Here is a 12,588-nt window from a genome sequence, read left to right on the forward strand (position 1 = left end):
CTGTGACAAACTGGATCACGATCCAGTACAAGCTGGTTCTTGAAAGTGTGCCATCGCTCAACGTCTTCTCGAACATTTGGGTTTTTATGGTTATAGCGGCAGTGATATTTACCGTCTTGAGCATTTTGGGCGGACATTACATACACCGAAAACGGCAGTTTCGAATAGAACAATCATTAGCTACAGAAGAAAATCCCTATCTGTACAAGGCAGCCCCGGGCAAAGAGCGCGACCTGATGCTACCTATGGCAGTGTTACAGCTGGATACGCTTGAAGAACTGTTGAGGTCCAACAATGCGTTAACGGAGGAAAAGAGGGCGCAGTTCCAGAGCTTTCGAGAGAGCCTGGTCAAGCTGATGCAGGGTCAGTCAGTAGGCCGTATGTGAGAGAGGAGTCCCGCGTAAAATGCGAGTGCTGATGGTGTCAACAGAGTACCCTCCACTACTGGGAGGAGTCGGGCGGTACACGGCTAACCTGACACTGGCGCTCCGCAAGGCTGGTATACACGTAGAAGTGGTGTGCGATGGGCCGGGAGGGCAGTATTCCGGCCTTGCCCCGACAAATACGAGGAATTCTGAAGTCCTACTAAGAATAGTCGAAGAGGCAAAGCCCGACGTAGTTCACGTCCAGTTCGAGCCCGGCCTGTACGGCCTGATACTGGATTCCAAGAATCCCAAGAAAAGCGGAACGTATATCGATTCTTTCTACAAGGAATGCACAACGCCAATAGTGACAACCTTTCACACCGCGTACAAGTTTGAGCAGTGGATGAGCATGGCAGCGGTAATCAAAAAAACCGGGCGAACCGGCAGGGTTGGGATACCTGCAAGGGCCGCCGTCAAGACATGGAAGCATTTTCTGAACTACAGGGCCTTTAACGAGTTGAACAGGGAAAAGTTGAGGAGGAGCCGCGCAGGAATTTGCTTCTCAAGATATCTCTCAAAACGAATCGGTGGTGGGAATGTGATCTATCACGGCGCGGAGCCTGCAGTTCCAGAGCCCATCGACAAAGAGAGCGCAAGGGCAAGCCTCTCGCTGCCAGCGGAAAAGCGGATCGCCATTGCCGTCGGGTTCATGACAATAACGAAGGGGTGGGATATGTTGCGAAATATGCATCTTCCGGAGGGATGGATTATCGTCGTGAATTCCTCAAGAAGCCACTACAATGTAGAAACACTCGAAGCAAAGTTTGACGGAGACCGCATAGTGGATTTGCATCGGGGTCATCTTTCTGAAAGGGACTTTTCATTGCTGTTATTTTCTGCCGACGCGGTGTTGCTTCCGTACAAGGTGACTGCGGGGTCAGGGGTCATGTTTGACGCTCTTGGGCATGGCATACCTTTTGTGTCAGCGCGCCTAGACTTTTTCAGGGAATTTGCCGAACTCGGCCTTGGAGTGACTGCAAAGAGGACTGCAAGAGATTTTTCTAAAGCTCTACACGTGCTTGACAGGAACTACGACCAATATTCTGATGCAGTAAGGTCTTTCAGGTCAAAGCTCAAGTGGGATTGCGTTGCGACCCAACATATTGAAGTATATCGTTCCGTTGTCAAGGCGGACCTGAAAAAGAAAGAAAGGTGAATAGGGATTGTGCGCGTGGCGATAATACGTGCCGTCTGTTTCACGTATGAGGCGCTATCAGTTCAACACTATGGTTGACAGCCATCTTCATATCAAGCGGATCACTGTCGAACGATTTACCTCCACTCTGACTCCTGGTGAGAGAGAAAAACCTGAAAACTTCAGATACGCCCGTCTATACACGTAGATAAGAGATACTCTGTCGGATAGAACTTCCAGCGACATTCCTGAAGACAAGACATCAGAAAGCAGGCTGGCAGTGAAAAGATTCCTAGACAGCATGGAGATGAATTATGAGAAATGGCATGACGGTGTAGGATACGACTTGACTGCACTAGATGAAATGACGCAGAGCGATAAGGACTACATCGCAGAAATGCTCATCTCCTCTAATCAGTCGGATCCTTGGCGCAAGTTCGAGACACTGGAGTATATCAACACCGCCCGGTCTTTAGCGGCAATCAACAGCGCCCTGAGACACCCGTCTCTCGAAGTTCGAATTGCCGCCTCACGATTTGCAAGAGGTGCTGACGAAGACCGTGAGCGTGTTCTGATTGAAGCACTTGAACAGTCCGATCTCTATGAGGGTTTAACCCAGGCACTTGATCAGATTGAAACCTTTCATCCTCCCGGCGTAATAGATGCGCTGCTAAGGGGTCTGCTAGAACGGGACTCTGTAGCGGTCAATTTCGCAGGGATGTTGTTTTACATCTTTGGTAAGGCCGACTCTTCATTTGATTGGAATCACCGCCCATTCTTCCTTAGGTTTAGTACGGGTGAACGCAAAGAACGTGAACAAGCGTTTATCCAATTGTGCAACATTATAGGCGTGGATCCGAAAAAGTATATAGAGTGACATTGCTAAAGCGAACCAGCTCAAATCTCCCTGTCCCAAATGTCATCGCACCCAGAGCATTCCGAGCTGGTGAGAAATGTCATCTTCCTAAAACAAACGAATGATAGCCATGCAGTGATCCGGAGATTCTTGATGTGATGAAATAGAGGGAGTGAGTTAGGGAGTGAGTGTCTGACCCCATGGAACTGCTACCGTTGTCTGACCTAATGATCAGAAAAGCCAAATACGGCAAGCGAGGCTAGATGGCTGTTTGCCAGCCAAGATTCTAAGCGGCCTCGAGGTGTCGGCCGTAGTAAAGGAGCGGGTGAGAAAGGCAGTGAATGAGCTGAAGGGGCAGGGCGTCCAACCTTGTCTTGCCACAGTACTCGTGGGTGATGACTCCGCGTCAGCGACTTACGTCAGCAGCAAGCAGAAAACCGCAAAGGAGCTTGGCATTGCCACGCGTGACCACAGGCTCAAGGCGTCTTTTATGCAGCAGGAACTCCTCGACCTTGTGCAACTCCTTAACAATGATCCAAAAGTGCACGGCATACTCGTGCAATTGCCGTTTCCAAAACACATCGACGAGTTTGCAATAACAAGTTCCATCAGCTTGCTCAAGGACGTTGACGGGCTGACCCCGTACAGCGCCGGGATGCTGCAAAACGGCATGGCGCACCTAAAGCCGTGCACGCCTTCCGGCATCATCGAGATTCTCGACTACTACGGGATTGACGTCGCCGGCATGGACGCAGTTATCCTAAACAGGAGCAACCTGGTGGGCAAGCCCCTTGCGTTCATGCTACTTGAGAGAAACGCCACGGTCACTATCTGCCACTCAAAGACAAAGGGCCTTGCAGAAAAGCTGCGCGGTGGGGACCTGATAGTGACAGCTGTGGGCAACCGCGGGCGGTTCACGCTGACGGCCGACATGGTCAAGGAGGGCGCGGTCGTCATCGACGTGGGCACAAGTAGGCACGGCGGCAATATGGCCGGCGACGTGGATTTTGATAGCGTCAAAGAAAAGGCCTCGTGGATAACGCCCGTGCCAGGGGGCGTGGGCCCGATGACAATTGCCATGCTGATGAAAAACACTGTCTCTGCCGCGTCCATTTCAAGAGGGATGCAGTAGCTGCCTGACGTGCGCACGCAAAAGCAAAGGCTCCGACGCCGCATGCTGGAAAAGCGCAACTCGCTTGCTGGCACAGAAGCAGAGAGGCTTGGACGCCTTGCGCAAAAGCACCTCATCGAGATCCCCGAGTTCCAGTCTGCCCGGACAGTCGGCCTGTATTATCCACTGGGCTCAGAGGTGCGCACCGACGCGATAGCGCAGGTCGCAAGGGAGCAGGGAAAGAAAGTGTCGCTGCCAAGGACCGAGGGCAACAGTATAAGATTCTACGAGTATACCGGAGGCGACGAGCTGGTGCAGGGCAGATTTGGCGTGATGGAGCCGGCGCCTGCCAGTCCTGCAGGCCCGGTTGACCTCATCGTGATCCCCGGCATCGTTTTTGACGCAGAAGGGTGCAGGATAGGCTACGGCAAGGGCTTTTACGACCGCTTTCTGGCAGAAAGGCAGGCGTCGTTTTCAGTCGGACTGGCCTATTCCTTTCAGATCGTAGAACGGCTGCCCATGGGCAGGTTTGACAGGAAGCTTGGCGCGCTTGCGACCGACGAAGCCATCACGTACTTTTAGTGGATGGCCCTTCTTGCGATGTCGGTCCTGTAATAGTGGCCGTTCTCACCCCACCTTATCTTCCTGACAGCAGAATAGGCGTTGTCTATTGCGCGCCTTGCGTCAATGCCAAGGGAAGTCACGCCAAGCACCCTGCCGCCTGCCGTAACGACGTTTCCCTGAGAGTCCTTTGCGGTGCCTGCGTGGAACACCATCGTGTCGGGTCCAAAGTCCGAGCCGAGGCCCTCTATCATCTCGCCTTTCTTGTAGCTTCCCGGATAGCCGCGTGAGGCCATCACTACACACACAGCTGTCTGGTCGTGCCACTCTATGGGGGGCATCGAGCCGAGCCTGCCGCCCACTGCCGCATCGATGTATTCGTAAAGATCGGACTTCATGCGCATCACAATCGGCTGGCACTCGGGGTCGCCCATGCGCGCGTTGAATTCAAGCACAGAAGGCTCGCCTGTCTTTTCGTTGACCATAATTCCTGCATAAAGGAACCCGACAAACGGCGTCTTGTGCGCTTGCATCTTTTTCACCACCGGCTCCATAATCCTATTTAATATCATGTCGTGAAGTTTTTCATCCACAACCGGGGCCGGCGAGTACGCACCCATGCCGCCCGTGTTGGGACCTTTGTCGCCATCAAACACGCGCTTGTGGTCCTGGCTTGAGGCAAGCGGCATTATGGTTTTCCCGTCGCATAGCGCGATAAATGACGCTTCTTCGCCTGACAGCCTCTCCTCAACAACAACGCTTGCGCCGGCCGTGCCAAACCCTTTTCTGACCATTATGCTGTCTATCGCCTCAAGTGCTTCAGCCGCGTTGTTGCAAACGATGACTCCCTTGCCGGCCGCAAGGCCATCGGCCTTGACCACCAGCGGTCCTTCTTGGCCTTTGATGTAGTCCTTGGCTTTGCGCGCGTCAGAAAAAGTCGCAAACGCGGCGGTCGGAATCCCGGCGCTTTTCATGAACTCTTTGGCAAACACCTTGCTTGATTCCAGCATAGCCGCCTGTTTCGTGGGCCCAAAGATCCTGAGGCCCTCCCTTGCAAAGGCGTCGACAACGCCAAGCGACAGCGACTCTTCAGGGCCCACCACCGCAAGGCAGTCCACGCCTAGCTTTTTCGCAAAATTCACAAGGCCCCCGACGTCGTTGTGCCTGATGCCAACGTTTTCAGAGGTGCCACCGTTCCCCGGCGCGTGGTAGATCTTTTTGACTCGCGGGCTCTGTGACAGCTTCCATCCAAGGGCGTGCTCCCTGCCACCAGAGCCGATAACCAGAACTGTGTCTGACACGGCACGGGTAGACAAGCTCGATAATAAATTGTTTCAGTGAAGCGCGTTTTCGGCTTCACCTGCAAGTGCCTGCAAGAATCCTGCATAATCGTCGTCGGAAAACTCGAGCGCTTCCATTCCCTCTTCGATCGCCTTTTCGACGCTTTTTATGTGGTAGCAGGGCGCCCCCCCAGAGAGCGTGACAAAGTAATAGTCCTTGCAGGAGCAGAACGAGAGCTCCGGGTCGACCCAGTACTCCCCCTTCCTGCCAACTACGGTCCACAGCTTTTTGCCGCTCGGCATGAAGACGTGAAGTTTCACGCTGCCTGCCGCAACGGTATCTGCGGCTTTTTCCACGCGGTTTATTTGCTTGAAGCGGTATAAAACCTGCGTGAAGGTCCGCCCGTTGCACCCTCACGCCGCGCTCTTGCTTGAAGGCAAGAAAAAGTACGTGGCAGTGTCAGACCTGCACATCGGACTAGAGTCGGAGCTTGGCGGCAAGGGCATTACGGTAAAGTCGAGCCTAGTTATGGAGATGCAGGACGAGCTCCTGTCGCTTGTCACGTCTGAAGGCGCGGACGGGCTCGTGCTTTTGGGCGACGTGAAAAACACCATCGGCTCGATAAGCAGACAGGAGTGGGACGACGTACCGCGTTTTTTCAAGAAATTGTCGTCAGCAGCAGACGTCTACTTCGTGCCGGGGAACCACGACGGCAGCATCCGCCACCTTGTTCCTGATTCTGTCAACGTCATTGGCAGCAAGGGAATGGTTATCGAAGACACGCTTTTCCTGCACGGCCACAGCCTGCCTTCAGACGTCCGCTCTCATGTCAGCCGTATTGTGATGGGTCACCTGCACCCTGTCTTTTTGAAGAGGGGGAGCGTCGTCTACGGTCAGCGCGTCTGGATGTCCCTGCTGGTGAAAAAGGAGGCAGTGTTTACAGAGCAGGGTTCGCTAGAGATAGTCATCGTGCCTTCCTTTAACAAATATCTGTACGCGGAAGGGCGCGGATCACACAGGTCAACGTCGCCGATAATGTCGCGCGTGACTGCAAACCCTGATTCACTACAAAAGTGCGTCGTGGCCACGCTTGACGGATCTATAGTTGGCGACGAGTCGGTTCTTGCTTGCGCTTTCTAGTTAGTCCAGCTTCACATAACTGCGGAGCGGTGCCAGGGTCGGCGTGTTTTCGCGCAGCCACTGGAGCGTCTTGATGAACGAGCTGGCAGACTCGACCGTCGTCAGGACCGGCACTCCCATCTCGACAGCCTTTCGGCGTATCAGGTACTCGTCCTGCAGCATGTCCACATACTTTTCAAGCGTGGCTGTCGCCGGTATGTTGACGATAAAGTCAAGCTTGCGCTCAAAGAGCATGTCTACGATGTTGGGCTTGCGGTCCGGCTCGCTTATCTTGTGCACTAGCTGAACATCTTTCACGCGGTTGTTCTCCATGAACTCGGCCGTGTGCTCTGTTGCAAGTATCTTGAAATCCATCGAAGACAGCATCGATATCAGCGGGAGCAGTTTCTGCTTGTTCTTCTGCCCGCCTATTGTTATCAGCACCGAGCCGGACAGTGGCAGAGAATATCCTGCTGCCATGTACGCCTTTGACAGCGCGTCGTAGAAACTTGCGCCAAAGCATGCGACCTCGCCTGTCGACTGCATCTCGACTCCAAGGACGATGTCCGAGCCTTCCAGCTGCATGAACGAGAACTGGGGCACCTTGACCCCAAAGCCGTGCGGCTTGAGCCACAGGTCGTGGGCCTTGGCCGGGAACGGCCTGCCAAGTATCGCCCTCGCCGCCAAGTTGATGAGGTTGACGCCGGCAAACTTTGACACAAAGGGCATGGACCGGGACGCGCGCACGTTTGCCTCTATGACCATCACCTGCTCGTCCTTGACCAGGAACTGGATGTTGAACGGGCCCTTGACGTTGAGCGCCCTGCCTATCTTGGCGGAGTAGTCTGCTACGGTATCAATTATGCGCCTGTCAAGCCTCCAGGGTGGTATGCTCATCATAGCGTCGCCCGAATGCACGCCGGCGTTGTCGATATGCTCTATTATCGAGCCAATTATCACTTCCTTGCCGTCGCACACAGCGTCCACCTCGACTTCGGCCGCGTCCTGCAAGAACTTGCTTATAACGACGGGGTGCTCGGGGTTGACGTTTGTGGCGTCTGTCAGGAAGCGCTCCAGCTGGTCTGCCGCCCACACCACCTTCATGGCCGCCCCCGACAGGACGTACGACGGCCTGACAAGGACGGGGTAGCCGACGGTCTCTGCAAACTCTTCTGCCTCTGCAAGGTTTGTGAACTGCCTCCAGGCCGGCTGCCCTATTCCAAGCATGTCGAGCAGCTTGCCGAACTTGGCCCTGTCCTCGGCCCTGTCGACGTCATCACTTGAGGTGCCTATTATCCTGATGCCGCTCTTGGCAAGTTTGGGCGTCAGGTTGTTTGCAGTTTGGCCGCCCACGCAAGTCACTATGCCTGTCGGGTTTTCCTTGTCGCATATGTCAAGCACGCGCTCCAGCGTCAGCTCTTCGAAATACAGCCTGTCGCAGATGTCATAGTCGGTCGAGACAGTTTCGGGGTTGCAGTTGATTACCGATACCTCCTTGACGCCGTTTTCCTTGAGCCCCCAGACCATGTTCACGGTGCCCCAGTCAAACTCGACCGAACTGCCGATCCTGTACGGGCCTGCGCCAAGCACTATTATCCTGCTTTCCTTGGTGTTTTTGACGACGACGACGTCATCTTCGTTGCCGCCGTACGTCAGGTAGAGGTAGTTCGTCTTGGCCGGCCATTCCGCCGCCAGGGTGTCTATCTGCTTGAGCGCCGGGACTATGCCGTTCTTTTCGCGAAGGGCGCGCACCTGCATCTCGTCAGATTTCAGGCACCGGGCAACCTGCGCGTCGGAAAATCCAAGCTTTTTTGCTTCCCTGATGGTGCCTGCATCAAAGCCGGCCTGCTTTTTCAGCCGCTCCTCCATTTCGATGATGTTCTTTATCTTTGCAAGGAACCACGGGTCTATCGCTGATAACTGGTATATGCGGTCGATTGAAAGGCCCGCCTTCATGGCCTGTACCACGGCATAGATTATCTCGTCGTCTGGCCGCAGGAGCCCATCTTCTATCCTTTCGATGTCCTTTTCAGAATACGAGTCCTTGCCGTTTGCTACAAGGCCGTCCCTGCCTATCGCAGACATCCTTATCGCCTTTTGCAGTACCTCTTCAAAGTTCCTGCCAATCGCCATCACCTCGCCTACAGACTTCATGGCGGAGCCCAGCCTGCGCTTGACGCCCTCGAATTTGGAGAAGTCCCACCTGGGCATCTTGAGGACGCAGTAGTCCAGCGAGGGCTCAAAGCACGCCGTAGTTACCTTGGTTATCCTGTTCAGGAGCTCCGGCAGGGTGTAGCCGAGGCCTATCTTTGCAGCCATGTAGGCAAGCGGATAGCCGGTGGCCTTGCTCGCAAGAGCCGACGACCTTGAAAGCCTAGCGTTTATCTCTATTGCAGTGTATTGTTCGGAAAGCGGGTCGAGCGCGTACTGGATGTTGCATTCGCCGACTATTCCGCAGTGGCTCACCGCCCTTATCGCGGCGGAGCGGAGCATATGGTACTCGTAGTTGTTGAGCGTCTGCGATGGCGCAATGACGATGTTGTCACCGGTGTGGACGCGCATCGCAAGCACGTTTTCCATGTTGCAGACAATGACGCTGTTGCCGTTGTAGTCGCGCATCACCTCATACTCTATCTGCTTCCAGTGGCCCACGTACCTTTCAATCAGGATCTGGTGGACGATGCTGAGGTTGAGACCGCGCTGGGCAATGTCCTGCAGCTCTATCTCGTTGTACGCGACGCCCCCGCCCCTGCCGCCAAGCGTGTAGGCTACGCGGATTATGACCGGGTATCCTATCTCTTCAGCGGCCTCCTGCGCCTCTTTCAGCGAGTTGACGGCATGACTTTGCAGCACCGGCACGTCGCTCTCTGCCATTGTATCCTTGAACAGCTGCCTGTCCTCCGTCACCTTTATGCCGTCTATCTGCGTGCCAAGCACCCTGACGTTGTATTTTTCAAGTATCCCTTGCTCATGCAGCGCGACGCCGCAGTTGAGCGCGGTCTGGCCGCCAAAGCCCAGCATTATCGAGTCGGGTTTTTCTTCCTTTATCACCTTCTCGGCATACGCGGTATCGATGGGTATGGGGTAGACCCTGTCGGCAAACCTCGTGTCTGTCTGGATGGTGGCGATGTTGGGGTTTATGAGCACGCTCTTGATACCTTCTTCCGCAAGCGCCTTGAGGCACTGCGATCCAGAGTAGTCAAACTCGCCTGCCTCCCCTATCTTTATCGCGCCGCTGCCAAGCACAAGGACTTTCTTTATTGACTCATCTTTTGGCATCCTTTTTCACCTTTCTTGGTCTTGTTTTTGTTTTTGTTTTTGTTTTTGTTTTTGTTTTGGTTGCCTTCTTGGGCTTGGGCACCTTGGCTTTCATCATCACGCCTGACTTGATTATCTCCTTGAATCTGTCAAACACGAACATGCAGTCGTACGGCCCCGGAGACGCCTCGGGGTGGAACTGGACTGCAATCACCGGCTTGCTCGAGTGCTCGATGCCCTCTACCGTGTCGTCGTCGGCATTGGAAAACCACACCTTGAAGCCCGTCCCCTTCAGGCTCTTTGGGTCGATGCCGTAGCCGTGGTTCTGGCTGGTGACGTAGGCTAAGTTGCTGCGCAAATCGACACAGGGCTTGTTCTGTCCCCTGTGACCGAATCTCAACTTGTAGGTATTTGCGCCGCCTGCAAGCGCCAGTATCTGGTTCCCGAGGCAGATCCCGAGCGTCGGAGTCGCCGTCTTGATCAATTTAGCGGCGGTCTTTATGGTGCCCTTGCAGACCTTGGGGTCGCCCGGTCCGTTGCTAATCACGACGCCCTTTGGGTCATACGACATGACCTTCTCGTAGGTCACATCCCAGGGCAGGCGCACAACCCTGTAGCCGGTGCGGACGATGTTTCGTATGATGCTGTACTTTACGCCCGTGTCTATTACCGCGATGCAGTCCCTATCCTTGTCTCCGTACTCTTGTGGCCCCTCAGTCGAGACCTCAGACATGAAGTTGAGTCCCTCGTACTTGGCGCCTGTGACCAGCTTTTTCAGGCGCGCTTCGTCCACCGGTTCCTTGGAAACTATGATAGCGCCCATCATGACTCCGCTCACCCGGAGCTTCTTTGTTAACGCACGCGTGTCTATGCCGTATATACCCGGCACCTTTTCCTCGTACAGCCACTGGTCCAGGGTCTTTACGGCGCTCCAGTGACTTGCCACGTCAGACAGGTCGTGTATCAAAAGCGCCTTTACCTGTATGTGGTCTGACTCGAAGAACTTGGGCATGCCATATTCGTCCTTGACGTCGAAGCTCGGCACTCCATAGTTGCCAACAAGAGGGTAGGTCATGCACAGTATCTGTCCCCTGTACGAAGGGTCTGTCAGGGTCTCGGTGTATCCGACCATGCCGGTGTTAAAGACGACCTCTCCTGCTATTTCGGACGGATACCCAAAACCCACTCCATCAAAAACAGTGCCGTCTTCAAGCATCAGCTTGGCGGCGCAGCCACTGTAGGTCCTTTGAAGTGTCGGAATTTTTGACCCTCACCAACTGCTTTGATCAGGGAATTTAAGTTTTGCTTAATGGCGGGCTTTGTGTAGAAAGTGCCTCTTGTGTAAAAAGTAAGCCGTTTGTTCAAGAAATCGGCTTCAAAAGCGACTTTTTACGCAAAGCCTTATTGGCGACAAGCTAATATTGCAAGAACACCAACTTGCTCTCATGGCAGACTGCTCCGTCTGCGGCTCGCGCTTTGCTTCAAAAATGTGCTACTTTTGCCAAAAGCACACATGCACTTCCTGCATCATGGCATCGGACGTAACCGGTAGCAGGAGGACAACAAAGTGCGTGACTTGCGAGCGGAAGGGCGTGACCAAGATAAGCGCCCTTGCAGTCGTCAGGCGCAACAAGATGGTATTTGGGGTGCTGGGCGGGTTCTGGTTGTTTGCAATCTTTCCATTCCCGTTCCTGAACTTGGGCGGCTACCCCGAAGACGTGTTGATGTCAATACTGCAGCCCGTGCTGATAGCGACCGCAGTCATGACCATACCATTCGTATTCATGATGATAGCCTGGCAAAAGAGGTCGCCAGGTTAGTACATCGACCTGGCTACAAGCTCTGCAAACTCTGTCGTCGTCAGCCTGCCGCCGATGTCCTTTGTCTTTTGGTTCTTGGCAAGAAGTTTCACTATGCCATCTTCTATGCGCTTTCCTTCAGCCGCTACTTTGGCGTCGCCGTTCTTGTCTGCAAGCCACTCTGCCATCATCTTTGCCGACAACAGGATGGACGACGGGTTAGCCACGTTCTTGCCAGCTATGTCAAACGCGGCCCCGTGAACGGGCTCAAAAAGCGCAAAGCCCTTGCCGATGTTTGCCGCCGGACCCATGCCGAGACCTCCCACAACCTGCGCGGCCTCGTCTGAGAGTATGTCGCCAAACAAGTTCGTGGTGACAATGACGTCAAACTCGTCCGGGTTGCGTATCAGGTTCATCGACGCGGCGTCTACGTAGAGCTCGCTGTACTGTATCTTGGGGTATCTTTTTGCGACCTGCCTGCACACGGAGGCAAAGAGCCCGTCGCCTTTACGCATCACATTTGCCTTGTGGACGGCGACCACCCTGCGCTTGCCGTTGCGCATTTCCGCGGTCCTGAACGCATACTCGGCAATTCTCTGCGACGCCTTTTTTGAAGTCACGCGGAGAGCCACCACCGTATCCTCGTCGGCGTTGAACTCCCACCCTAGGTAGAGGTCTTCAGTGTTCTCCCTGACCGTCACCAGATCAACGTTGCTTGAGAGCGACGGGATGTTAGGGTACGACTTGGCCGGCCTCACGTTTGCGTAGAGGTCGAACATCCGCCTGAGCACGATGATGACGTCTGCCGCGCTCTCGCCCACGGGCGCCTTCAGGCACGCCTGCGATTTCTTGACGGCGTCAACCGTGGACTCGGGAAGCGCCCTCCCGTGTTTTTTGAGCGCCGCGTCACCTGCCTCCAGTTCGCTTATGGAGAATTTCGTGGAAGAGTTGTCGTTTATTTTCTCGAGTATCTTCTTTGCCGCCGCCGCAAGCTCTGGGCCTATGCCGTCGCCTGTGATGAGTGAAACGTCGTATTTGGTCAA

At 54.4% G+C, this 12,588-nt stretch carries 12 protein-coding genes; 7 read left to right on the forward strand and 5 right to left on the reverse strand.

What is annotated here, in order from left to right:
• From VGA14_RS03030 to VGA14_RS03050, 5 genes are all read left to right on the forward strand, one after another.
• The coding region (locus VGA14_RS03030; protein WP_331002268.1) for a hypothetical protein at positions 1–386 on the forward strand (386 nt) is incomplete at its 5' end.
• A gap of 19 nt (positions 387–405) precedes the next feature.
• Positions 406–1,581, forward strand: coding sequence for a glycosyltransferase (locus VGA14_RS03035; RefSeq protein WP_331002269.1), 1,176 nt, complete (start codon positions 406–408; stop codon positions 1,579–1,581).
• Between the two features lie 259 nt (positions 1,582–1,840).
• Positions 1,841–2,437 (forward strand): hypothetical protein, encoded by a 597-nt coding sequence (locus tag VGA14_RS03040; RefSeq protein WP_331002270.1) that lies wholly within the window; start codon positions 1,841–1,843, stop codon positions 2,435–2,437.
• A 250-nt stretch (positions 2,438–2,687) separates the two neighbouring features.
• A complete protein-coding gene (locus VGA14_RS03045) occupies positions 2,688–3,548 on the forward strand; it encodes a bifunctional 5,10-methylenetetrahydrofolate dehydrogenase/5,10-methenyltetrahydrofolate cyclohydrolase (RefSeq protein WP_331002271.1) in 861 nt (286 codons plus the stop codon).
• 9 nt (positions 3,549–3,557) lie between these two features.
• Positions 3,558–4,109, forward strand: coding sequence for a 5-formyltetrahydrofolate cyclo-ligase (locus VGA14_RS03050; RefSeq protein ID WP_331002272.1), 552 nt, complete (start codon positions 3,558–3,560; stop codon positions 4,107–4,109).
• Here the strand turns inward: VGA14_RS03050 and purD are convergent.
• Positions 4,106–5,389, reverse strand: coding sequence for a phosphoribosylamine--glycine ligase (gene purD / locus VGA14_RS03055; protein ID WP_331002273.1), 1,284 nt, complete (start codon positions 5,387–5,389; stop codon positions 4,106–4,108). The genes VGA14_RS03050 and purD overlap by 4 nt on opposite strands.
• A 33-nt stretch (positions 5,390–5,422) precedes the next feature.
• Positions 5,423–5,725, reverse strand: coding sequence for a hypothetical protein (locus tag VGA14_RS03060; protein WP_331002274.1), 303 nt, complete (start codon positions 5,723–5,725; stop codon positions 5,423–5,425).
• A gap of 34 nt (positions 5,726–5,759) precedes the next feature.
• Between VGA14_RS03060 and VGA14_RS03065 the strand changes: the two genes are divergently transcribed.
• Positions 5,760–6,509: a metallophosphoesterase gene (locus VGA14_RS03065; protein ID WP_331002275.1), complete on the forward strand. Its 750-nt coding sequence runs from the start codon at positions 5,760–5,762 to the stop codon at positions 6,507–6,509.
• Here VGA14_RS03065 and carB read toward each other — a convergent pair whose 3' ends face one another.
• Both carB and carA read right to left on the reverse strand, forming a co-directional pair.
• On the reverse strand, positions 6,510–9,767 hold the full coding sequence (gene carB, locus VGA14_RS03070) for a carbamoyl-phosphate synthase (glutamine-hydrolyzing) large subunit (RefSeq protein ID WP_331002276.1): 3,258 nt from the start codon (positions 9,765–9,767) through the stop codon (positions 6,510–6,512). It abuts the gene before it with no gap.
• On the reverse strand, positions 9,754–10,962 hold the full coding sequence (carA, locus tag VGA14_RS03075; protein ID WP_331002277.1) for a glutamine-hydrolyzing carbamoyl-phosphate synthase small subunit: 1,209 nt from the start codon (positions 10,960–10,962) through the stop codon (positions 9,754–9,756). The genes carB and carA overlap by 14 nt, the downstream gene beginning before the upstream one ends.
• Before the next feature lie 229 nt (positions 10,963–11,191).
• Here carA and VGA14_RS03080 point away from each other — a divergent pair, with 229 nt between their 5' ends.
• Entirely contained in the window at positions 11,192–11,566 is a 375-nt protein-coding gene (locus VGA14_RS03080) for a hypothetical protein (RefSeq protein ID WP_331002278.1), read from the forward strand.
• Here the strand turns inward: VGA14_RS03080 and VGA14_RS03085 are convergent.
• On the reverse strand, positions 11,563–12,588 hold the full coding sequence (locus VGA14_RS03085; protein WP_331002279.1) for an isocitrate/isopropylmalate dehydrogenase family protein: 1,026 nt from the start codon (positions 12,586–12,588) through the stop codon (positions 11,563–11,565). The genes VGA14_RS03080 and VGA14_RS03085 overlap by 4 nt on opposite strands.

The organism is Nitrososphaera sp. (assembly GCF_036397675.1).
In the GTDB taxonomy this organism is placed as follows: domain Archaea; phylum Thermoproteota; class Nitrososphaeria; order Nitrososphaerales; family Nitrososphaeraceae; genus Nitrososphaera.